Below are 23,289 nucleotides of genomic sequence, written 5' to 3'. Positions count from 1 at the left end.
TAGATAAGATTGTTTTAAATTTATTTTAAAGTATTAATAGCACGGATTACAAATCCGCGCCATCGGCACAAATCGAAACCTGAATTGCTAAAAAAATCAATATGTTTTTCGAATTTAGCGAGACAATAAAAGTAGCATAAAATGGGAATATTTTCATTCTTTAAGAAAAAGAAAAATGATATTGAAAATTTCAGTCCTGAATCCAAATGGCTAGTAGAAATAAATGAAATTGAAATTAGGACTGTTGACTATGATGGACTTGAAACAAAACTTCAAATAAGTGACATTAGTCAAATAATTATTGAGACAAATGATACTGGACCTTGGGGAACAGGTGTTTGGTGGAGAATATTAGGAGAACAAATAATACTATCTATTCCAGGTGGTGCAACAGGTGAATCAAAAATGTTAGAGAGTTTTCAGAAATTCCCAGAATTCAATAATGAAGAATTAATTAAAGCAATGAGTTCTACTGATAATCCGGAATTTTTGTGTTGGAAAATGAATAACGATTGCCTAACAAAGGCTATAATTAATAAGGGTTTTGGCACTTAACCCAAAGTGTAGTGCTTTTTAACTAAGTCCACCAAATCGAAAATTCATTACTTTTAGCACCCGTACTAACCATAGCCGAGTCGTTGGCAGTAATATTACCTCTTACAGATAAATAAATGACAGAATTTGTCTGTTTATAGAACTTTTCAAGGAAATAGATTACGCTTCTAAAATAATGCTCGTTTTTGAAGCACCATACTCTGCGATTTTTTCAAGAAAGGAAATAAGATGTTTATTGTTTCTAAAATAACCTAAAACGCATAAGCAATCATCACCAGTAATTCTATCACAACTTTGAACTTCTTCCATTGCTTGTATTTGTTTTTGAGCATCATTTGATCCTGTTGATCCTCGATGTATTACTAATGTTATATATGCTTTAGTCTCAATGCCCAATTTTTCATGATTCAATTTTAGAGCATAGCCTTCGATTATGCCTTCTTCTTCCATTAGCCTAACACGCTTGCCTATTGCAGGAGCAGACAATCCTACTTCTTTTCCAATATTAGCGAAGCTTTCTCTAGCATTAATTTTTAGTATTTCAAGTATCTTTTTATCTAATATATCCATTTGTAATCGTAATTTTATCACTGCTTATTCGATAGTATCGAATTCAAATATACAATTATTAATTCGATTATAAACCAAAAACAAGATAATGCATTATATATTTGTATCTCACTATTTAAACAGGATAGTTTCCAATATAAATTAATCAAACAGAAAAAGATAAAATATGAGTCCATTTTTAATTGATAGTATTGGATATATAGCTCTAGTTATCAATTTATATTCTATGTCCACCAAAGGCGAATATAAACTACGTTTAATATCACTAATCGCAAATACAGGTTACATTTTATATGGTGCATTAATTAGCGCTACACCAATAATTGTAGGCTGCACAATTGCTGTGTTGCTTCATGGTTATCATATAAGAAGATTACGAATAAATAAGAATAGTAATGATTAAAATAAAAATAGCTACGAAAGCAGATACAGAGGTTTTAGCACTTCTAGGTCGACTAACATGGGTTGAATCTCATGGTCATTATATCGAAGATAAAAGCGATGTATTAAAATATCTTAACGAGAATTTTTCAGTTTTTAAAACGAAACAGAATATAAACAACCCCAAGCAACTTTTCTATATTATTTATGCAGATGATTTACCTGTTGGTTATGCGAAATTAGTAGTAAATGCGTCAAACGAAAATATTACATCACAAAACAGTTGTCAATTAGAACGAATTTTCATCCTAAATGATTTTATACCTTTAAAAATTGGACAACAGCTACTAACTTTTGTTGAAGAGCAAGCCAAAAAATTACAATTAGATACCATGTGGCTCACCGTTTACATAAAAAACAATAGAGCCATTAGATTCTATGAAAGAAATGAATTTAAAAACGTTGGAGAATTAAATTTTATAGTCAATGGAAAAGGCTACGAAAATATAGTTTTCTCAAAAAAAATATAAGTATACAAGACTATTGAAAATCCAGGAATAGAAGAAAAAACTACTACCAACAATCTATAAGAAAACATAAGGGTTTTGGGTTTAATCGAAAGGTCTGTGTTTATTTTCAAAGTCGCCTGCTACCGCTAGTGGTAAGACAGAGTAAGTGACTACTACAGTAAACGAATTCTACAAAAAAACCATCCAGAAACATAACTCGAAGCGTTACCGAGACACTTGCAAGGATCAACAAGGTACTTCTTTGTAGTAAAATCATAGCTCGAAGTACCCTATAAGGTAGTTCGAAGAGGTACCGAAGTGCTTCGAAGCGTTAAAAAGGTAGTTCGAGCTATCTTTTTTTGGATCCCTACCTATCGATGTATCGCAAAAAACCCTTAAAGTATCACTTTTACTCCATAATTTATCCCTTCTAAGGATGAGTTTATGACTTCGAAACGTTAATGTATCAGCTCGATGTATTAAACAATCAGCTCGAATTACCTTTTGATACATTCGATCCCATACTGACATGTGACTACCCCTTAAAGACACCCTTCGAGGCGTTACCGAAGTCCTTCGAAGGCTCCCTTTATGGCATCGAACCCCAAAAAGGATCACTTTTACCCCTCCTGCCAAGCCCTCTAGGCCATATCATATCGGCTCGACCCCTCTCTGTATCCCTTCGAAGGGTGATGATGACCCTTCGAAGCATTAAAATATCAGCTCGAACTACCTTTTGGTGGGTTCGACCCAATATCGACAAGGGGGTACCCCCCATGTTGAGAATAAAAAGTAAAGACATAAAAGATTTACTATTATAGCTACTCATATAAAAGATATATAGTTACCATGGTAACTATATATAATTGCTGTAGCTCATTATGCAAACAGTTCAACATAAAAATTCGACGGTTCGGAATTAAAATGATTCTAAGTTGAAAAAAAGTTAGAATTTGTAACGGTCAAATAAAAAAACAACTAATGAAACCAAAAAACCTTTGCTTACTAGGATTGATTCTTTTCGTTACAAGCTATGTAATGTTTTCTCAAGGCCAGGAATTTGCTTATGCTCAAAAACCAATTGACTTTGCTCATTGGTTTAATTTGATAGCAGCGGTATTACTTATTTCATTTAATTATGTGTTCCCAAAAAATAATCTAAATTCTATAGCATCCTTTGTAACAATATTGGGTGTCATTGCCCATATTGGACTTTGCACTATTGACTTAATTATGTGGAGTTTTGGTAGCGATAATGTTAGTAGAGCAGAACTAAGTAATCACTTAAACAATATCCCTTCAATTGTGTATCCTTTTGTAATTGTTGGGCCTTCTATGCTTTTTATTGGTTTGTCACTTCACGCTTGGAATTTCATCAGAAAGCATACAATAAGTGCTTTGATGGTAATAATTGGAGCACCTGCAATCGGAATCGCATATTTTATGTTGCATAATGGAATTTTAACTTTAGCTAGTTGCATAATATTTTCATCTGGACTGGCTATACTTCTATACAGAAACGAAATACAAAACATAAAAAATAACGAGCTACGACAAGATATATGAAATCAGAGCAAAGTTTAGTGCTAGACAGAAAGATCATTTCCTTTTTGTTATGGTGCTAAATTTTTATACATTGAATAAGAAATAAAAATGCGCAGATAAATCAATTGGTTCAAGTATACTTGCCTTGATACATTTCATACCCCTCCTCCCGCTAGCGTCTCGCTAGTGGCAAGACAAAAAAGTTAAGGACATAAAAGATTTACTATTTTAGCTACTCATATAAAAGAAATGTAATCCTAATGACAAGAATTGAATTTATAAAATTTCTTGAAGAGTTTAAAACCGATTTTGACAATAATCAATCTGAATGGGAAAATAGTAATCTTTCCGATTTTTTAGAAAGTATGATTTCGTATACAAATGACATTCAGGGCTTTTATGATAATATGGAAATGAATATTGACGCAAACATACCAACCTGGGAAAACTTTATGCATATTTTAAAAGGTGCGTCGGTTTATGAATGATAATTAATGGAAACAAACTTTAAAATTGAAGAAAACTATGCAGTCCGATTAAATGGAATTCATATTGATTTGCATAACAATTTTGAATTTAAAGAAATAGTAGAGTTAGATAACATTGTTCGAATTGAATTTATCAAATCGAATGGGAATTGGATTCATAGAAACGAGTTTAATAAACTCACTTTTATTCATGAAAATGTTAATTTCAAAAATTTAATTGATGGAGATAATTCGAAATTTCCAGAAGACGAAAACACATTAAGCGGAATTACATTCTTTTCTAAATCAATGCGTGAAATAAATGACGGATTTATGGAGCATTCTAAACCAAATGAGAATGACGATGTTATTTATCTTTTTGAAAACGGAAAAATGTTTCGACTAAACTGTGAACGGATTAAACTAATTACAGAAAAATAAAAAACCGTAATACAATTTATATAATACATGTGCATCCAAGATGCGAACTCACTATACACAAGACCGTTAGAGATCATTAAGATAAAGAATTGACAGCTCAAATAAACTGGCAAACGACTAAATAGATGAATGTAAACAAGGAACAAAAAAATATTAAATAGGAGTTTTAGATGATTTACTTTCAACAACAAGCTCATCAAGACCTTAGGGATTATGTAAGGTGCTACTGGAAGCTTGAAAACAAGAATAAAGATTTTCAATATTACACAATATTACCCGATGGCTTTTTCGATTTATTGATTTGCTTTCATAATGACAATCTGGATGGGGTATTTTTGACTGGTTTATGGGATCATAAAACCAATGTAGTTATCTCACCAGAAACTACAATATACGGAGTACAGTTCAGGTTGCTTGCAATCGAAAATATAATTCAAGAAAGTATCACCTTATTACTTAATAATATAAAGGGATTACAAAAATCATATTTGGGACTTGATGGGTTTAACAAAAATATTGACTCTTGTTTCTTCGAATACTTGAACAGATGCTTGTTATCATATATAGAAGAACAAGACCCTATTGATCCTAGAAAATGTATTCTTTTAAAATCGATCAATCAAACAAAAGGAAATAAGACAGTTGAATATTATTCTCAAAAAGCTAATTGGTCAAAAAGACAAATAAACCGATATTTCCAATCTACTTTTGGACTTTCCTTAAAAAGGTATTGTAGTATTCGAAAATGTGCAGCCACATTTAGTCAGATAAGAAAAGGACAGTTATTTCCTGAAGAGGGTTATTTTGATCAACCTCATTTCATAAAAGAAATAAAGAAAATAGCAGGGTTTACGCCAAAAGTATTGCTTAAAAATGAAAACGACCGATTTTTACAATTTTCAATCATAAAAAATAAATAGATTGCGACTTTAAAAATCAAAATTTAATTCTTATGATATTGCAAATTATTAAGTTGAAATCAGATTTACCAGAAGAAGAATTATTAAAAAGAGCAAAAGAAAGAGAATCTAATTTTAAAGCTATCCCTGGACTTCTACAAAAATACTATATAAAAACAAACAAAGAAGGAGAATATGGAGGGGTATATATCTGGGATTCTGTACAATCTCAACAAAGTTACCAAGAATCTGATTTAGCCAAAAGTATACCATCAGCCTACGCTATTAATGAAGCTCCGGATATTGAAATCATGGATATTATTTTTCAATTGAGAAACATGTAGGTGGTCATACCGATCTATTTTACGTGTAGAAGAGTAGAAGCAACTATAAATCGATACTCTTTTTAGGTTTAAAGGTCATAAATCAAACCCAAATTTCAAACTATGACAAAAACAGAAGTAATCGATACCCTAAAGCAAAAACACCAAACACTATATGAATGGCTCAAAAATCATCCAGATCAAAATTGGATAAAAGGTCCTCAAGGTAAGTGGAATACTGGTGAGCACATCGTTCATTTGATTCAAAGTGAAAAAGCCCTAAACAGAGCATTACTACTACCGAAGTTTTACTTAAAATATAAGTTTGGAACTAATAATAGGGACAATCGTACATATCATCAGGTCGTCAAAAAATATCAAGACAAACTAGCTGATAATCCCGGTGTAGTTGCTAATATCTCTAGAGATATGCCAATAATTACTCTCACTAATAAAATTTCTTATATCTCCAAATTGGAAAAGGAAAAAATGAAACTGATTAAGAAGTTTCAAAAATGGCCTGAGTCTGATTTAGATACTTATCTACTTCCCCATCCTCTTATGGGAAGAATGACTATCAGAGAAATAGTAATTTGGACAGCTTATCATACTGAGCATCATTACAAGATTTTGAAATCAAACTATTGAATCTTTAGAGAAGTAAAAAAAGTATTCTGGATAAGGGCTTATAAGGCATTCAAGTAATTTCAAAAATAGTGAATACAAGGAGTATTGTATACTTTGTCATTTACGTTTAGACCTGAATAAAAAACGACCACTAACCATACACAGATCGTCGGCAATAATCTATAATAGGATTTCTATATTCAAGCCCTCAAAAGATAAGAAACAAATAATCTTCTAAGAACGTGGACTCTATCTAATTCATCAAAAAAGATTCATAAGGATTGTGTAACATAAGTAAATTTTTAAACTCTTATATTCAGAATCAATCAATCAATCAAATGAAAAACTTAAGCATTTACTTCATTGCTTTTAGTTCAATTTTATTAATGAATTGTAACTCAAGCTCAAAAAAAGAAACTAATTCAGAACGTATAGAAGTAATAAAGAACTCTTCGATCAATACGATTGCAGACAACCGAATTATAAAGGTTAAATTAGGTATTAATTCCAATCAAATATCTAATGAATGGAGAAATGCATTAGCAAGCAGAAAGAATGCTCCTATACTTGATTCTCTATCAAATGTGATTAAACAAATAACAAAAGAAGAACAAGATTGGATCAACTTAATTGAATCTAAAACCAATAAATGGAACACTTTTAGAGACTCACTAAAAGTACCTTTTCAGAATATCAAAGTTAATGATACCATTTCTATCCTTTTAGGATATCAAGGTGGAGATGATGCTTTTACATATAATAATAAAACTATTTGTCTCGATGTAAATGCATTAAATAGAGCATATGGATCTGCAAAAAAATCAGTTAATGACAATCGAATTGATCGTATATTTGCACACGAATTCACTCATTTGCTTCATAAACAATGGGCAGAGAAAAACAACTTAAAACTCGATACATTTAAAGATCAGATTTTGTGGGAATGCGTGACAGAAGGTTTTGGGATGTATCGTTCGATGTCACCAAAATGGTTTCCTATAGGGGATTCTTTATCCTTGACATCAAAAAACACTTTCAAAAAATTATATCCAATATTTACCGAAAAAATTATAAAAGTATCTACACAATCAAACCTTACACCCGAGGAAGAAAACGATTTGCATGCAAACTTATCGAGAGGTTCTATGAAAAAAAAATGGGGTGCTTTGCCAGTTGCAGTATGGCTCGCGTTAGAAGCTAAAGGGAATGATGAGAATCTTATAAAATGGGTAAACAAAGGACCGGATGCCATAATTCAATTAGCTGAAAAACATTTAACAAACGAAAGTAAGATAGCATTTAATGAATTCTTGAAAAGTAATAAAAGTTCTGAATAAAACTATTGCCAACCCCATCTATAATTAATTGCTTGGATAAGTGTTACATATGAAAGAAGAGCTTGTCTAAAAAGTATATTTTAGAACTAACCGTCACATCGAACGGAGTCGAAATGCATTGATAATCAAAGGTAATTATCTCTCGACTCCGCTCGAAATGAGAGAAGAATTGATTTTTTAGAAAGTATGATGTCGTACACAGAAGATATTCAAGGTTTTTATGATAATATGAAAATGAATATTGACGCAAACATACCAACTTGGGAAAACTTTATGCATATTTTAAAAGGTGCGTCGGTTTATGAATGATAATTCCTAGCCTTCAGTATGACCAATACGAATACTTCTTACTTTCTTTCGTTCTGCATCTCTAAACAATCTTCTTTCCCTTCTCTTTTGCTTTCGTGCTTGTATTTTATCTGGAGAGCCTCGCACAAGATATATCATATAACCAATACTATTTCCTATACCAATTCCTATATAATGCGGGATGGCAAAAAAACCTTCAAATATTCGCCCAAAGGTAGTACCATGTTTTGCAGTGCACGCCCTGCCAATATAAGACATACGCCACCAGTGGCGTGTTGATTTCCCTTCACTCCCATCCTTATACACTTCTGTTGCGGTGATATAAACACATTGCATGTGATGCCAAGGGGTGCATTTATTTACATTTTGAGCGCCTCTCTCGAAAAGTTGTACAGAAAGACTGTCGTTTGTTTTTAGTACAGTATCCTGCGCTCCACTTTGCATGCAAACCAATAGCATAATGACAAACAATACCCTCATAACACTAAGGTACGGAATTCGAATTAAAGATGCTTTCTAGTCCATAATGTAAGCAGGAAACAAGAAGCCTGGAATAGCACTATATATGATATCATAGCAGCTAAGTGATAACTCAATGGTTCTTGTATATTTGCTATAATGTATAGACTTTGAGAAAAAGTTATAGAATCAATACAGAGTTGTCGATAGCTTGGTAACATTTTGCTTTGCTATAACACCAACATATAACCTTTCCGTATATTGAAAAATAAATAATTATGCTTAAAAAAGTTGATAAAGTTCTAGCCGCATTAGGAAATATTAAAGCTATGGAACGATTACACGTTGACACGTTCACCGAAAATATGATTAGTGATATTGACGGAGATAAAATAGCTGAATCTAGAGAAGGTCAACTTTATATCACTATTGAAGAATTAAATGGGTATCTCTTTTTAGAAACCGTTATTCTAAGTGGGATCAATATCAAAACTTTTAAAGGAGGAACTCTAACCTTTTTTGGAGTTGAAGAAGATTTTGTACTCAAATCTGACACTAAAGAGATTGAATCTGATTACTCAAATGTATCCAATAGATTTATAACAAAAATAACTTTTGATATAAATCAAAAAGAGATTGAACGAATAGAAAATAGAGATTATAAAGGAGTTAGATTCAATTTTAAGAAAAAATCTTTAACATTGAATATGGTGTAATGTAGTATTTGATAGCATTATATATGAAATCAAAGTAGTTCAGAACTAAATATTTCTGAGTTGAATGGAAATTGGATGAAGTATAAAATTGAAATGAAAGATAGTAATCTAAAACTATAGGTAATAAACTAAAAATTCTCGTACTCAAATACTACAGTAATGAATAAGGAAGAAATCATAGACATGATCGGTGAAAAGTATTCTCCTTTGACTTCAGAATGTAAATTAGAATTCTCAAATCATTCTAAAATATTGAAATTAAAAAAAGGAGATGCAATAGTAAAAGAAGGGCAATATTCTGATAAGGCCTTCTTTATTGTAAGCGGTTGTGTCAGGGCTTATTATCTAAATGACGGGAAAGATATTACAGATTGGTTTGCTTTTGAAAAAGATTTTATTTGTGCTATCAATAGCTTTTTTCAGAACATTCCAAGCCCACATTATATAGAAGCGTTAGAGGAAACTTTACTATTAGAGGTTTCTAGAGATAACACCTTGAAATTATCTGATAAGTATCATGATTTTGAAAGATTAAGTAAAACAGTTGCGACTAAAACAATGCTAAAACTTCAGGCACGAATTGTAGCTATACAGTTTCAATCTGCCGAACAAAAATACCAAAGTATTTTATCTGCTTATCCAAATATTACCCAAAGGATACCATTAACACATATTGCTTCCTTTCTGGGAATAACTCTTGAAACATTGAGTAGAATACGAAAACTTAATAGTCGAATTTGATATATATCAAATGAAAACTAATAATTTGAATAGACCTTTGTAAAAAATCGAAGGTGAAACAAATTTCTTACATATCTGGTTTACAATACCCTCTTTTATTACACTCCATTTATACAGCCTTCTTTATAACCTTTTTGGAGTAAAAGAATACAGAGGATTTACTATGAATACAAAATAATGACAAATAATATATCAATAATTGGAGGAGGAATAGGAGGATTAGTAACGGCATTATCCTTTGACAAATTAAATATTCCCTATAGATTATACGAAAGAGCAGCGTATTTAAAAGAAGTGGGAGCTGGAATATGGTTATCACCAAATGCGCTACAAGTATTAGAATGGATTAATCCTGCATTATTAAAAGAAATTCAAGATTCTGGAAATAGTTTTAATCGAATTTTAGTGGCCAATCATAAATTAAAACCAATATCTGATTCTAATCAAGAGTTTGTTCAAAAGACATTTGGATATACCACAATGGCAATTCATAGAGGAAAACTACAGCAAATTTTATACAAATACGTAGTACAAGAAAATATAGAACTAAATAAAACCTTCGAAGAATATTTTCTAAATAGTGACAAGTCTCTAAAAGTCAATTTTACAGATGGGACTTCAATTCAAACAAAATCTATTATTGGTGCAGACGGCATTAATTCTAGTGTAAGAAAACAATTATTTCCAAATAGTAAAATAAGATATTCGGGGCAAACCTGCTGGAGAGGAATCTCAGATTACGACTTAAATAGCGAATTAAAATCAGTTGGTTTTACCTTGTGGGGACAAAAATTTCAATTCGGAATATCTAAAATATCAGATGGAAAAGTATATTGGTTTGCTGTAAAATTGAGTGAACCTAATTTACAGGATGATAAAGAAAATCTAAAGAACGTATTAACTACTATGTTTTCTGGATTCGATCCACTTGTTAATGAAGTGATTGAAAACACACCAATTGACAAAATAATTAGAGGCGACCTTTCAGATTTAGAATTGTTAAAAAAATGGAGCATACAAAACATTTGTCTTATTGGAGATGCAGCACACAGTATGACTCCTGATTTAGGTCAAGGTGGCGCTCAAGCAATCGAAGATGCTTTTTATGTATCTCACTTCATCAAAAAATCTAAAAGTATAGAAACTGCTTACGAGGATTTTTATAACTATAGAAAATCGAAAGTCGAAAAATTAGTTAAACAATCTAGGATTACATCAAAAATTGCAATAACGAATAGATTTATTGAAATCATTAGAAATTTTACTCTAAAATATACCCCAGAAAAGTATATGCAAAAACAGATGGCCGAATTGTATAAACTAGATAAAACGATTATCAACAACATGTATAGTTCATAGTTTGGTTAGCTCCTACTCAGAAAAATTAAAAGACAGAAAGTATGTTAAAGCTTGGAGGGTATTTAAATATAGGAATAGCAATTGCTCACCTAATTGGTATATTTTGGCTCGAAAAGGTTTTTAGAACTTTTGGAATTGAGGGAAAAATGGCAGAATTGTCACAAATTCATTTTTCCATTCCGTATTTAACAACTCTTTTGGTGGCAACGGTATTTTTTATGTTTGGATTATACGGACTTTCGGCTAGTGGTACATTTAAAAAACTACCATTTTTGAAAATTGGAATATTTCTAATCGCAGGAATTTATCTATTGCGAGGGATTACAGAGTTGGTGTATTCTGTGTTGAATGGGTTTTTTCCAACTATGGGAATTTTGGCAACACTAATAGGACTTCTATATTTTTTGGGTGGATTGAAAAAATGGAAGATGAAAAAGAAAAACAAACAAATAACAGTTTGAAATAAACTCAGTAACAAATAGTGCATTTGAAATACTAATTATAAAAACAATAAATATGAATAGTATCACTAAAAAAAATCACTAATTCTATTATCTATGGGTTTGTTCCTAATTGCATTCACACAAATATTTTCGCACTATGTAGAATTACCTGATCTAGCCAAAGGCTCATTTACAGGTATTGGAATAGGAATACTACTAATCGCATTAACGCTTGGGAAATTTAAATCTGCACACTCTAATTAAAAGGTTTATCGAGAAAAAGTTTACTACTTTAGTACCCATATAAAAGAAATATAGTTACCGTGGTAACCATATAGAATTGTTGGTAGTAATTAAAAAAGATAATAATAAATGATAATAGAACCTAAAACTCGTGGATTTATCTGCATAACATCTCACCCAAAGGGTTGTGAGAAAAGTGTATTAAATCAAATTGACTATATAAAATCAAAAGGAAAAATTGAAAGTCCAAAAAATGTATTAGTAATTGGAGCATCAACAGGATTTGGTTTAGCTTCTAGAATAACGAGTGCTTTTGGTTCTAATTCATCCACCATAGGTGTGTTTTTTGAAAAACCACCTTTAGAAGGAAAAACAGCATCCTCGGGATGGTATAACACTGCTGCTTTTGAAACGGAAGCACATAAAGAGGGCATTTATGCCAAAAGTATAAATGGTGATGCTTTTTCAAATGAAATAAAACAAAAGACCTTAGAATTAATTAAGAAAGATTTAGGGCAAATTGACTTAGTTGTTTATAGCCTTGCCTCTCCTGTAAGAACCCACCCAGTTAGTGGAATTCGACATAAATCAACATTAAAGCCAATAGGAAATGCATACACCAACAAGACTGTAGATTTTCATACAGGAGAAGTAAAAAATATAAGTATCGATGCGTGTACTGAAGAAGATATTAAAAACACTGTTGCCGTAATGGGTGGCGAAGATTGGGAAATGTGGATAGATGAATTGAAAAAAAAGGATCTCCTTTCTTCTAATTTTAAGACTGTCGCTTACTCCTACATTGGACCAAAACTTACTGAGGCTGTATACCGAAAAGGAACAATTGGAAAAGCAAAAGACCATTTAGAAAAAACCGCCTTTACAATTACCGATTCACTAAAAGATATTAATGGAAAAGCATACATTTCGGTTAATAAAGCGCTTGTAACTCAATCAAGTTCGGCAATTCCGGTTATTCCGTTATACATCTCTTTATTATACAAAGTAATGAAAGAAAACGGAGTTCAAGAAGGTTGTATCGAACAGATGCATAGGCTATATACTGAAAGATTATTTCTTGATCAAGTACCCACAGATTCAGAAGGAAGAATACGAATTGATGATTTGGAAATGCGTTCCGATATTCAGGAAAAAGTTTCACAATTATGGGAAAAAGCATCTACAGAAACACTTTCATCTATTGGAGATTTAAAAGGTTATAAAACTGAATTTTTTAACCTCTTTGGTTTTAATTACGATGAAGTTGATTACAAGATTGAAACTAACGAAATAGTGAATATTCCAGGATTGCAATAAAAGCTACTACCAACACTATATCAAAATAACAAAAGGTAACTGCCATACTCAAAGTTGGTAAGTAATAACAAAGTATGCAAAACTACAAAGTAAGTGCGTTTTAATCCCATACTATTCTTATACTAACGGTTAGCATATATTACACCAAAACTGCAACATTTTCAAAAAAGAACAATCTTTTAGATCAAAATAAACTAATGAAAAAAACACCATTCCTAATTAATGTATTTCTTTTAATTATAGTATTTGCTTGTAAAGAAAAAACAGCAGTTAGAAATTTAGAGCCCGAAAGCGAGAATAAAAACAAGGTCATTTTTAAAATAGATGAACGAACAGAATTTTTTCGTACGATTTTCAATATCGCAACTCAAGATGTTTTAAGCGAAGATATAAGACCTTGTAATACACAATATCTAAAACGAGTTAACAAGCATTTCCTTCCATATAAAAATCAGAGTTTAACAAATTTTTCAAAAACAATAAAGAGTACTACAGTCAAACTATTTCGAAAATTGAGAAGCAGGTTTTGGATGAAAAACTCTTCGATAAAATTATGTCCTTTTATCAAGATAACCAGAAAGGATTGGAATTAATTGTGTTCGTAGAATTAACTAATAATGCCAACAATAAAGCAGTTGATTTTTATGATAATTATAACTTAAAAAAAAGAGCGATAATTCTGGCAAATATTTGTGATATGCCCAATGAGACTACTAAAGCAAATGATATTTTAGAATTAAACAATGATATAAGAGGAACATTGTACCATGAAACTTCTCATCTATTTACAACAAAATTATTAGATCAATACATTGGTGATTTAAATCAATACAGAACTATTTGCGAAGATTGTAAACAAATAGAAATTATAGACAAAGTCGACCATATGGTTGTTAGACCTTTGCAAGCTCTTATGATGGAAAGATTTGACAAAAACAATCAGGGAAACGATTTTTTTCTAAATAAATGTACAGATGTAAGAAAGCAAGTGTATCACAGATTGACAGAATATCAACCTGAAGATAAAATACCCTTTGAGAAAACTTATATTGACTGTATAAATTTAATTAAAGCATCAGCATCTAAATAATAACTTATGTTAACAACATAAAAAAATAATTCCCAGAACAAACCGAATAGAAAATCCTCACGGATTTTCTATTCGGTTTGTATTTGCTAAATTAGGTACTTAAAACACGCAACTAATCCTATACGATCACGTTACCCTATATTTTGCCAATCAATAATAATTTATGCCTGTGTTAGAAAAAGTATTTCAAAAATCTCCATTCAAAAAGAGTTTTATTATTGCCACGCTTATCATTTGGAATATATTGTTCATACCCATAATTCTTGGACTTTTTAAAAATAATATTGATATAGAATTTAGGCCTAATTTTTACCCTCCTCTAATTTTTGCTTTCATAGTATCAACCCTCATTCTCTTGTCAAAAAAGATTCAAAATACAATATTGAAAAAAGGCAAAACCTTTCGTGATATAAAAAAATTTACAATCTTGATTTTTTCAATTTCAACTCTTTTTCTAATTCTACAGATAATTACATAAATAAAAACGTTTGATCAAACTCTCAAAATAAAAGAGTTCCTTCTTCCCTTTACAAAAAACATTAACAAATGTGATAAAAGTCACATTTCTCCCCAAACACTTATCGTAAATTCACGATAAGAAATATGAAAAGAAGTTTAGAACCTATAGGATACAGGAAGGGTACTGAAAAGCTTTACCAAAATTCACTAAGGTGTTAGGGCTATTCTAAAGCATTTTGAAAATCAACCCTGTTGTTTTACAGGTTGCTTGGTTGATGTTTTTTAATAATCATATCGGTTATTAAGGATAAACAAATATTAATATTATGAGTAAAATAATTAAAATTTTAGGAACAGGGTGTTCAAAATGTCAATCAATGACGGCTGTTGTTAAAGATGTAGTTTCTGAAAACAACATTGATGCAATTATTGAAAAAGTTGAAGATATAATGGAAATTATGAAGTATAACGTAATGACCACACCTGCTTTGGTAATAGATGACGTGATTACAATAAAAGGGAGAGTGCCTTCAAAAGATGAAATACTAGCACTTTTATACTAATTGCAAGACATACAATGAATTATCATATCAAGGCTTCGTCCATTTCAAATCAAGATGCTATTATTCATATAAAGCAATCAAATATAGATTTTGGCACCACTGCAAAGACTGCTGAAACATTACCAAATCCTGCTGAATTATTTTTAAGCTCTTTTGCTTCCTGTATGCTAAAGAATGTTGAACGTTTTTCGAGTATGATGAAATTTACCTATACAAAATCCACTTTAGAAGTTAATGCGATACGTCTTGAAAATCCGCCAAGAATGGATCATATCAATTACATATTAACAATTTATAGCAAGGATAAAAAGCTTAATACAGCATTACTTAAAAAAAATATTGAAAAATTTGGAACTATCTACAATACTATAAAACTGTCTTGTTCTATTACTGGTACTATTAACATGATTGAAAATGTTTGATTGGGTACAAAATATAGCAGATTGGTTGGTCTATGATATCTTGAATTTAAACAAAGGACAACATTTAGCAGAAGCCCTAAATTTCTTTATTTATGACACCACCAAAATTTTAATACTTCTTTTTATTGTTATCTTTTTTATGGGAATCGTAAATAGTTACTTTCCTATAGACAAGGTTAAAAATTATCTTTCGAGAAATAAATTTTACGGATTAGAATACCTTATGGCAAGTCTTTTTGGTGTGGTAACACCCTTTTGTTCTTGTTCATCAGTTCCTCTTTTTATTGGTTTTGTAAGAGGCGGCATTCCTTTGGGTGTAACTTTTTCTTTTTTGATTACTTCCCCTTTAGTCAATGAAGTCGCAATAGGACTTTTTGTTGGCTTGTTTGGTTTAAAAACAACAATCATTTATGTAGTTAGTGGTGTGTTATTGGGCACAATATCTGGTATCATACTTCAAAATCTAAAATTGGATTGCTATCTAACACCTTGGGTAAAAGAAGTTTTAAAAAATGCCCAAAGAGAGCAAGATATATTTCAGACAGAAAAACAAACTTTTAAACAACGTTTACCAATTATTTGGGCAGAAGTCGTGAAAATCCTTAAAGGTATCATTCCATATGTATTGATAGGAATCGCTATAGGTGGATTAATGCACGGTTATATTCCAGAAGGGTTTTTTGAGAAACATATGGACAAAGACAATCTTTTTGCTGTTCCTATTGCTACGATTTTGGCTGTGCCCATGTACTCGAATGCATCAGGTATACTTCCTGTAGTTCAAGTATTGGTGGCAAAAGGGATCCCGTTAGGTACTGCAATCGCCTTTATGATGGGTGTAGTAGGTCTTTCTTTACCAGAAGCAATGCTTTTAAAAAAAGTAATGACTTTGAAACTCATTGCCATCTTTTTTGGTGTTGTAATACTTTGTATCATCATTTCAGGGTATTTATTTAACATCCTATTATAAATCAAAAAATATCACAATAAAAAGGGTAAAAGATTTATTATTTTAGCTACTTATATACAAGATATATAGTTACTATGGTAACTATATATAATTGTTGTAAAACATTAAGAAAAAATACTCTATCTTAAGAAAAAGAGAAGTTTTTTGATAAAAAAAACTAAAATAGCTTTATGATGCAATAAAAAAATATTTTTGAAAGACCTCACTACATTTTTGACCTACTCTGGTATTAGCACCATCCTATTTCTAATTCTACTCCTAAGTAAGACTTGGAAAAAACGAAAAGCTAATAAAATTCTAGCTGGTATTCTTTTGGGTTATTTACTCTTGTTTCTTACCTATGCTTCTTCGTATTTGAACTGGGATTTTCTGGCTACTATAGTATCACCACTAGGAATTATTACATCCTTTGTATTAGGACCATTCATTTTCCAGTATATCAAAATTATCTATACCTCTAAGATTCATTTCAAAATTTTTATAAGGAGCCTACTTCCTTTTGGGATTGCTTTTGTTATTTATAGTATTCCTCAATACATCTTGGGCCCCACTTTCGACAACAAAACAACCATCTTTCAAATTGTTTCTCTCTTAATCCCCTTTCTAGGTATATTGCACTTGGCTTACTATCTTTTTCTAAGTTACAAACTATTGAAACGTTTTAGAAAGCTGGTAAAAAACAACTATTCTAATATAAATACATTGGATTTAAAATGGCTCTCTATATGGATTCGAGGCCTTATCCTATTCCTAATTATAGATATGACTAGCGGGCTTTTACTTCTTGCCTACCCTATTTCTGGGCTAGTATATATAAATCTCTTCTATCTAGTATTGCTTATTTGGTATATTGGTTATTATGGGGTGAATCAAGTACAAGTCTTCTTGATTCAAGAAGATCCTATAGCATCTGTTAAAAAGGAAACCTCTCAAGAAAAAATAATCAAACCCATACCTTTTTTCAATTGTGAATCAGCAGAGTTTATAGCACTTAAAACTCAGTTAGAAATAATATTTACAGAACAAGAACTTTTTAAAAAACAAGATCTTTCTTTAAGAGAAACTGCAGCCATCCTAGATATTTCAGATAAGAAATTGTCTCACTTGCTTAACATTTGTTTAGCCTCTAATTTTTACGAATACGTCAACACCTATCGTGTGAACTATTTTAGAAAAAAAATAGAAGAAGGAACTGCTGATAAATTAACCTTACTTGCCGTTGCTTTTGATTCGGGATTCAATTCCAAAGCTACTTTTAATCGTGTTTTCAAACAACAAGTTGGCATAACACCTATAAAATTCAAAAAACAATCTGATAAAGAGTCTCAAAGTTTCCAATGAGTCGATTGAAACATTGTTTATCTGGTTATTTGCCTAGCATTTAATCATATAAATAATATGTCATGAACACAACTAATAGTAAACAAACTCATGTATCAAATCCGATTCATCCAGCTCAGAAGGCAAAAAAGTATATTCTTTTAGTTCTGGGTATTTCTTGGGGATTTGGATTCACGACCATATCACTTTTTGATTTCTCAGACCCAATTGCGAATTCAATTATAATGGTGGTATATTCTTTTATTCCTGCGATCTTAGCTTTTATTCTAAACAAAAAAGAAGGAGGCAATTGGAAAGATTTGAAATTTTTTAAACCTAGCTACAAAAATGCTTTTTGGGCTTTTCTGGTTCCTATTCTCTATTTTGGAATCATTATTAGTACGCAAATACTTTTAGATGTAAGAACAGTCCCAGATTTGTCTAAATTAGGATCTCCACTAATGGGAGCCCTTCTATTGCTATTAGGTTATCCTATCTTAGTACTTCTTATTCTGGGAGAAGAAATTGGCTGGAGAGGATATCTACAAGAAAAAATAATGTATAGTTTTGGAGCTTTTAAAGGAATATTTCTTCTTGGATTGGTTTGGGGTATTTGGCACATGCCTATTGCTCTGCAAGGGTATAATTTTCCTGAACATCCATATATTGAAGCTTTTATCACCTATCCTTTGGTTGGAATAGCACTTTCTTTAATTATTGCCTATCTCGGTTTTAATCGATACTCTATTTTTATAGGCGCATTGTTACACGCTAGTAATAACCACTTTGGTGGTACACTCCTAGCTATTACAAAGGCGAACGATGAGCTTATTCATGCTATGATTTTCAATGTTTTTTATGTAGTAATTATACTAATTTTCGGGTGTTTATGGTGGAAAAAAACGACTTACAACAAGGTATAAAAAACATAGGACGATTTAAGACTTAACTGGAAGTCATGTTTCTTTTACTGAGTCGCCAAATATAAAATTTGAGGGTTATCAGAAAAAAGATAAAAGTAAAATATTTATATTTGACTTAGTGCCAATCCGGAAATGAAGTTAATATCACCTGCCCTACGTTTCTTATACTAAACATTGACGGTAATTTGAAATAAGGACAAACAAGAAATAAATGATAATAAGAAATATAGTAATCATGCTATTTGCATCTGGAATGTTGTTAAGTTGCAATTTGGCTACAAAAGAAACGACTTCCGATGACACCTATTCTGACATGATAATTGTTGGAGCAATGAAAAATGTGATGCGGAAAGGAGAATTGAGTAGCAGTATTGACCTTGACACCATTTCGGATAAAAAAGGACTTTATGGACTTGGACCTGAAAGTTATCTCACAGGTGAACTCCTGATTAATAACGGAAAAAGTTATGTTTCTAAAGTAGCTTCCGATTCTACTATGGTAGTTGAAAAAAGGTTTAATGTTTCAGCACCTTTCTTTGTTTATGCAAATATAAACGAATGGAAAGAAATTGAACTACCTTCAAATATTACGACAACACAAGACCTGGAGAAATTCATTAACGAGAGAACAATTGATAACAAACGACCATTTGCTTTTAAGCTGATTGGAAATGTTTATAAGGCAATCATTCACGTTCAAAATCTGCCAGAAGGTACAAAAGTTTCTTCACCAGATGAAGCTCACCAAGGGCAGACAAATTATGAACTAAAAAACGAAGAGACCGAAATTGTTGGATTTTTCTCGACCAAACATAAGGGCATTTTTACACATCACGATTCATATTTACATATGCACTTAATTACCAAAGATGAGAGTAAAATGGGCCATTTAGACGAATTAGAAATTGAAAATATGAAATTGTATCTGCCAAAAAAATAAAAAACTACAAACTTAGGATGGCAGAATATGATATTAAAAAGGTATTTACGAATGCCATAAAACAAATTAAAGAGTTTTCTAAGAATCATCAGGGAGAATATTTTATGCTTTTGCTATAGATGCCGGAATGTTATATCTGACTAGTGAAGAAGGCTTTAATAGAATTATTGAAACTCGATCTAAACCAAACATTAGCAACAAGCAAAAAAGACAATGCAAGATTATATTGATTTAGCAGAAAAGAATGGAGTTATACTCTTAAACAATGGAAAATGTCAGTTTTGTGGAGCTAATACAAAAAGAGGAATTCATGAATGTTTAGAAATTTTTAATCTTGGATTTCAAAATATTGATTTTTCAAACATTGAAAATCATTCCTACAGATTTCTAATTGTTGACGCACACACATTACAACATCCAGAAATTCATGGCAGATGGAATAATCATTTTCATCTTTCGAGATTGCATTTGGTTTTTAACTACAACGTTAAATGGACTTATGATTTATCACCTAAGTTGAGTGATTATTTGAATACATACAAAGTTCATAAGCAAGATGAATATTTAAATCCTCCAAAAATTCTTGAAAGAGGAAACATAACTACAACCGATATTGTAGAAAATTCGGCCAATGAAACAGAATGCAAAAGGGTTTTTAAATCAGAAATAATGAAAAGCAATAACTGCTAGTATTGTATAAAACAACTGGATATCCAGTTATTTACGATGTAAACATTAAGAAAATGAATACTATATCAACTAAATATTTCATTGACAGGAAAGAATGGAGAAAATGGCTAGAAACTAATTTTGAGGCCAAAGATGATATTTGGTTAGAATATCCTCTTAAAAAGACAGGAAAAAAAAGAATCCTATATAATGATGCTGTTGAAGAGGCTCTTTGTTTTGGTTGGATAGATAGTACTGTCAAATCATTAAATGAAGAAACCACTATTCAAAGGTTTAGCAAAAGGAGGAAAAATTCTACGTTTTCTCAACCAAATAAAGAACGCTTGAAATGGCTTTTTGAAAACAACATGATTCATAAGTCAATTAAGAATGATGTCTATAAAATAATTCAACAAGAGTTTATTTTTTCAGAAGATATAATTAAACGAATTCAAGTAGATAAAGAGGTTTGGAGTAATTATCAAAGGTTTTCAGAATCATATAAACGAATTAGAATTGCATACATTGACAGTTCAAGAAAAAGACCAGAGGAATTTGAAAAGCGAATTTCGAACTTTATTAATAAAACAAGAGATAATAAGCTAATAAAAGGGTTTGGCGGAATTAATAAATATTATTAAAATAAAAAAACAATTGCTAACACTGCATATCACAAATAGAATATTCGGTGATTCATAAAAGCTCAGTGCTACTTATAAACTCTTAGTAATTAGTAATCCAGTATTGGATTTAAAGGTTATTTTCTTTTACTATAGCGCAAAATTTTATAAGTTTAATAAGAAATAAAAATAGACTTAGAATGGTCAATTGGTTTAGATATATTACTGTCAATCATATATATATTTAACACTAGGCTTTATTAAGAAAAAAACAAAATGGAACAGTTAATCGATTTAAATACAGAAAACATATCAGCAGAACATATATGCTGTGCAATATCTGATAAGAAATGTTCTGATAGCTATCATGCGAAAAAAGATTGGTTGACTAAAGAATTCAATAACGGATATGTATTTAGACGAATTAATGAAAGAGCAAAAGTATTTATAGAATATGGCCCTGCCGAAAATGCATGGATTCCAATTAAAGCACCTAATTACCTGAATATTAATTGTTTTTGGGTATCTGGAAAATACAAGAAGAATGGATATGGAAAAGAGCTTCTAAAAACAGCAATTGAAGATGCTAAGAGTCAAGAAAAAAATGGTTTAGTAACGGTTGTAGGAACTAAGAAGTTTCATTTTATGAGTGATACAAAATGGTTTCTAAAACAAGGATTTGAGGAGGTTGAAAGAATTTCAAGTGGATTTAGTCTTTTAGTAAAAAAAATAAATCCAAAAGCAGAATTACCAAAATTTAATGAATCTGTGAAAAGCGGAGAATGTTCTGAAAAAAATGGAATCGTAGTTTATTATTCTAACCGTTGCCCTTTTGCAGAATTTCACGCAAAAAACTCTCTAGTTGAAACTGCTAAAAACAGAAAACTTCCATTAAAAATAATTAAATTAGAAACCATGGAACAGGCTCAATCTGCTCCAAGTCCAGCAACTATTTTTAGTCTTTTTTATAATGGAAAATTTATGACAACAGACATTAGTGTGTGTATGGACACGAGGTATGATAAAGTAATGAACAAAATATTAGAGTAAAAAACGAAAGCCTAATAAAGGGTGTAGTTCTTAAGGATTTTGGCGATTACCCTTAAATTTAAAGCTTTAAACCAAATCCGTCAAACCTTTTGATTTATAATTGATTTTATTTTATGGTAAAACTTGAAGAAATAACAACTACTCCAACATTTTCGAATCAATTAGAAAATAAGATATTATACGCTAAGCATCATGATGATATTTCTATATCCTATACATCTACTTATTCGTTAAAGTATGTTATAGAAGGAACTAAACACTATAATTTTAACAATCAAGATATTAAGATTACTAAAAATCAATATCTAATTATAAATAATAATAGTTGTATTACTACCAAAGCAAAAAAAGGAACAAAAGGATTATCTTTCTTCTTATCACCCAAACTAATCGATGAAATATATAAATATCATACTAGTGACACATCACAACTTGAATTTCTTGAAGTAACTCAAAAAAAATCAAGGAATGAGGTGGGATTTTTACTAGATAAAATCACCCATCTTTATGAGTATAATCAACACGATTTTAATCGACAAATGGATAATTTATTCATTCGTATCTCTGAAGCAATTGTTCAAGAGCAGACTAATATTGACACTAAGTTTTCGGCATTAAAAATAGTTAAACACAATACAAAAAAAGAACTGTTTAAATTAATTTCGATGACTAAAGAATATTTAAATGATAATAGTAGTGAAGATATCTCACTTGATATTATTAGTAGAGATATTGGTATCAGTAAATATTATTTACATCGGTTATTTACCGAAATTAACGGAAATACACCACTAGCATATTTAACTTCTATTCGTTTAGTAAAAGCAAAGAACAGATTACGGTATTCTAAAGATTCTGTTTTACAAATTGCCATCGAATGTGGTTTTGATAATACATCTTACTTTTCTAATGTATTTAAGAAACACACAGGTTTCTCTCCTTCACAGTATAGAAAACATTTATAAAATCAGCAAGATTTTATAAACTCATCATACCGCGCATATCTATTTTTGTTCTTATTA

30 protein-coding genes are annotated in these 23,289 nt (G+C 30.8%); 28 read left to right on the top strand and 2 right to left on the bottom strand.

Annotated features, from left to right (window positions below; translation table 11 throughout):
* The first annotated feature begins 141 nt into the window (after nucleotides 1-141).
* Complete coding sequence (locus tag Z054_RS0115540) at nucleotides 142-555, top strand: hypothetical protein (protein WP_024770972.1); 414 nt, start codon at nucleotides 142-144, stop codon at nucleotides 553-555.
* Nucleotides 556-714: 159 nt separating this feature from the next.
* Here Z054_RS0115540 and Z054_RS0115535 read toward each other — a convergent pair whose 3' ends face one another.
* A complete protein-coding gene (locus Z054_RS0115535; RefSeq protein WP_035092216.1) occupies nucleotides 715-1,125 on the bottom strand; it encodes an Lrp/AsnC family transcriptional regulator in 411 nt (136 codons plus the stop codon).
* A 395-nt stretch (nucleotides 1,126-1,520) separates the two neighbouring features.
* On the opposite strand from Z054_RS0115535, the gene Z054_RS0115525 reads away from it, so the two are divergent.
* The 9 genes from Z054_RS0115525 to Z054_RS32855 all read left to right on the top strand — a co-directional run bounded on the left by Z054_RS0115525 (nucleotide 1,521) and on the right by Z054_RS32855 (nucleotide 7,963).
* Entirely contained in the window at nucleotides 1,521-2,036 is a 516-nt protein-coding gene (locus tag Z054_RS0115525; RefSeq protein WP_024770969.1) for a GNAT family N-acetyltransferase, read from the top strand.
* A gap of 960 nt (nucleotides 2,037-2,996) precedes the next feature.
* Complete coding sequence (locus tag Z054_RS0115515) at nucleotides 2,997-3,581, top strand: hypothetical protein (RefSeq protein WP_024770967.1); 585 nt, start codon at nucleotides 2,997-2,999, stop codon at nucleotides 3,579-3,581.
* A gap of 239 nt (nucleotides 3,582-3,820) precedes the next feature.
* Nucleotides 3,821-4,048, top strand: a complete 228-nt coding sequence (locus Z054_RS0115510; protein WP_024770966.1) for a DUF7660 family protein — start codon at nucleotides 3,821-3,823, stop codon at nucleotides 4,046-4,048.
* A gap of 6 nt (nucleotides 4,049-4,054) precedes the next feature.
* The gene (locus Z054_RS0115505) at nucleotides 4,055-4,468 is read left to right on the top strand and encodes a hypothetical protein (RefSeq protein WP_024770965.1); all 414 of its coding nucleotides are present in this window, start codon (nucleotides 4,055-4,057) and stop codon (nucleotides 4,466-4,468) included.
* Nucleotides 4,469-4,638: 170 nt separating this feature from the next.
* The gene (locus Z054_RS0115500) at nucleotides 4,639-5,388 is read left to right on the top strand and encodes a helix-turn-helix domain-containing protein (RefSeq protein WP_024770964.1); all 750 of its coding nucleotides are present in this window, start codon (nucleotides 4,639-4,641) and stop codon (nucleotides 5,386-5,388) included.
* 32 nt (nucleotides 5,389-5,420) lie between these two features.
* Nucleotides 5,421-5,711 (top strand): YdhR family protein, encoded by a 291-nt coding sequence (locus Z054_RS0115495; RefSeq protein ID WP_024770963.1) that lies wholly within the window; start codon nucleotides 5,421-5,423, stop codon nucleotides 5,709-5,711.
* A 102-nt stretch (nucleotides 5,712-5,813) separates the two neighbouring features.
* Entirely contained in the window at nucleotides 5,814-6,338 is a 525-nt protein-coding gene (locus tag Z054_RS0115490; protein WP_024770962.1) for a DinB family protein, read from the top strand.
* Nucleotides 6,339-6,655: 317 nt separating this feature from the next.
* Nucleotides 6,656-7,654 (top strand): hypothetical protein, encoded by a 999-nt coding sequence (locus Z054_RS0115485; RefSeq protein WP_152538576.1) that lies wholly within the window; start codon nucleotides 6,656-6,658, stop codon nucleotides 7,652-7,654.
* 168 nt (nucleotides 7,655-7,822) lie between these two features.
* Nucleotides 7,823-7,963, top strand: a complete 141-nt coding sequence (locus tag Z054_RS32855; RefSeq protein WP_438426647.1) for a DUF7660 family protein — start codon at nucleotides 7,823-7,825, stop codon at nucleotides 7,961-7,963.
* 6 nt (nucleotides 7,964-7,969) lie between these two features.
* On the opposite strand, the gene Z054_RS0115475 is transcribed toward Z054_RS32855, so the two are convergent.
* Complete coding sequence (locus Z054_RS0115475) at nucleotides 7,970-8,443, bottom strand: hypothetical protein (protein WP_152538575.1); 474 nt, start codon at nucleotides 8,441-8,443, stop codon at nucleotides 7,970-7,972.
* A gap of 257 nt (nucleotides 8,444-8,700) precedes the next feature.
* Between Z054_RS0115475 and Z054_RS0115470 the strand changes: the two genes are divergently transcribed.
* The 18 genes from Z054_RS0115470 (at nucleotide 8,701) to Z054_RS0115380 (ending at nucleotide 23,232) form a co-directional block, all read left to right on the top strand.
* Nucleotides 8,701-9,138: a hypothetical protein gene (locus Z054_RS0115470; protein ID WP_024770959.1), complete on the top strand. Its 438-nt coding sequence runs from the start codon at nucleotides 8,701-8,703 to the stop codon at nucleotides 9,136-9,138.
* A 159-nt stretch (nucleotides 9,139-9,297) separates the two neighbouring features.
* Complete coding sequence (locus tag Z054_RS0115465; RefSeq protein WP_024770958.1) at nucleotides 9,298-9,879, top strand: Crp/Fnr family transcriptional regulator; 582 nt, start codon at nucleotides 9,298-9,300, stop codon at nucleotides 9,877-9,879.
* A gap of 177 nt (nucleotides 9,880-10,056) precedes the next feature.
* The gene (locus Z054_RS0115460; RefSeq protein ID WP_024770957.1) at nucleotides 10,057-11,238 is read left to right on the top strand and encodes an FAD-dependent monooxygenase; all 1,182 of its coding nucleotides are present in this window, start codon (nucleotides 10,057-10,059) and stop codon (nucleotides 11,236-11,238) included.
* A 41-nt stretch (nucleotides 11,239-11,279) separates the two neighbouring features.
* The gene (locus tag Z054_RS0115455; protein WP_024770956.1) at nucleotides 11,280-11,699 is read left to right on the top strand and encodes a hypothetical protein; all 420 of its coding nucleotides are present in this window, start codon (nucleotides 11,280-11,282) and stop codon (nucleotides 11,697-11,699) included.
* A 96-nt stretch (nucleotides 11,700-11,795) separates the two neighbouring features.
* Complete coding sequence (locus Z054_RS31770; protein ID WP_161635296.1) at nucleotides 11,796-11,945, top strand: hypothetical protein; 150 nt, start codon at nucleotides 11,796-11,798, stop codon at nucleotides 11,943-11,945.
* Between the two features lie 108 nt (nucleotides 11,946-12,053).
* Nucleotides 12,054-13,241, top strand: coding sequence for an enoyl-ACP reductase FabV (gene fabV, locus Z054_RS0115450; RefSeq protein ID WP_024770955.1), 1,188 nt, complete (start codon nucleotides 12,054-12,056; stop codon nucleotides 13,239-13,241).
* 197 nt (nucleotides 13,242-13,438) lie between these two features.
* Nucleotides 13,439-13,834 carry a hypothetical protein gene (locus Z054_RS32480; RefSeq protein ID WP_024770954.1) on the top strand — a complete coding sequence of 132 codons (396 nt, stop codon included), beginning with the start codon at nucleotides 13,439-13,441 and terminating at the stop codon, nucleotides 13,832-13,834.
* The gene (locus Z054_RS0115440; protein ID WP_316929929.1) at nucleotides 13,744-14,331 is read left to right on the top strand and encodes a hypothetical protein; all 588 of its coding nucleotides are present in this window, start codon (nucleotides 13,744-13,746) and stop codon (nucleotides 14,329-14,331) included. The genes Z054_RS32480 and Z054_RS0115440 overlap by 91 nt, the downstream gene beginning before the upstream one ends.
* A 785-nt stretch (nucleotides 14,332-15,116) precedes the next feature.
* Complete coding sequence (locus Z054_RS0115430) at nucleotides 15,117-15,353, top strand: thioredoxin family protein (RefSeq protein ID WP_035092192.1); 237 nt, start codon at nucleotides 15,117-15,119, stop codon at nucleotides 15,351-15,353.
* A 14-nt stretch (nucleotides 15,354-15,367) separates the two neighbouring features.
* Complete coding sequence (locus Z054_RS0115425; protein WP_024770950.1) at nucleotides 15,368-15,775, top strand: OsmC family protein; 408 nt, start codon at nucleotides 15,368-15,370, stop codon at nucleotides 15,773-15,775.
* Nucleotides 15,768-16,745 carry a permease gene (locus tag Z054_RS0115420; protein ID WP_024770949.1) on the top strand — a complete coding sequence of 326 codons (978 nt, stop codon included), beginning with the start codon at nucleotides 15,768-15,770 and terminating at the stop codon, nucleotides 16,743-16,745. The genes Z054_RS0115425 and Z054_RS0115420 overlap by 8 nt, the downstream gene beginning before the upstream one ends.
* Nucleotides 16,746-16,937: 192 nt before the next feature.
* The gene (locus Z054_RS0115415; protein WP_152538574.1) at nucleotides 16,938-18,086 is read left to right on the top strand and encodes an AraC family transcriptional regulator; all 1,149 of its coding nucleotides are present in this window, start codon (nucleotides 16,938-16,940) and stop codon (nucleotides 18,084-18,086) included.
* 62 nt (nucleotides 18,087-18,148) lie between these two features.
* Nucleotides 18,149-18,988, top strand: coding sequence for a CPBP family intramembrane glutamic endopeptidase (locus tag Z054_RS0115410; RefSeq protein WP_024770947.1), 840 nt, complete (start codon nucleotides 18,149-18,151; stop codon nucleotides 18,986-18,988).
* Nucleotides 18,989-19,199: 211 nt separating this feature from the next.
* Nucleotides 19,200-19,928 carry an acetolactate decarboxylase gene (locus Z054_RS0115405; RefSeq protein WP_241461418.1) on the top strand — a complete coding sequence of 243 codons (729 nt, stop codon included), beginning with the start codon at nucleotides 19,200-19,202 and terminating at the stop codon, nucleotides 19,926-19,928.
* 213 nt (nucleotides 19,929-20,141) lie between these two features.
* Nucleotides 20,142-20,618, top strand: a complete 477-nt coding sequence (locus Z054_RS0115395) for a DUF5946 family protein (RefSeq protein ID WP_024770945.1) — start codon at nucleotides 20,142-20,144, stop codon at nucleotides 20,616-20,618.
* 53 nt (nucleotides 20,619-20,671) lie between these two features.
* The gene (locus tag Z054_RS0115390) at nucleotides 20,672-21,238 is read left to right on the top strand and encodes a YdeI/OmpD-associated family protein (protein WP_024770944.1); all 567 of its coding nucleotides are present in this window, start codon (nucleotides 20,672-20,674) and stop codon (nucleotides 21,236-21,238) included.
* A 255-nt stretch (nucleotides 21,239-21,493) separates the two neighbouring features.
* Nucleotides 21,494-22,267, top strand: coding sequence for an N-acetyltransferase (locus tag Z054_RS0115385; protein WP_024770943.1), 774 nt, complete (start codon nucleotides 21,494-21,496; stop codon nucleotides 22,265-22,267).
* A gap of 113 nt (nucleotides 22,268-22,380) precedes the next feature.
* Entirely contained in the window at nucleotides 22,381-23,232 is an 852-nt protein-coding gene (locus Z054_RS0115380) for a helix-turn-helix transcriptional regulator (protein ID WP_024770942.1), read from the top strand.
* Nucleotides 23,233-23,289 lie beyond the last annotated feature (57 nt).

Source organism: Aquimarina macrocephali JAMB N27 (assembly GCF_000520995.1).
Taxonomy (GTDB): Bacteria; Bacteroidota; Bacteroidia; order Flavobacteriales; family Flavobacteriaceae; genus Aquimarina; species Aquimarina macrocephali.
This window is presented reverse-complemented; position numbering and strand designations above follow the sequence as displayed.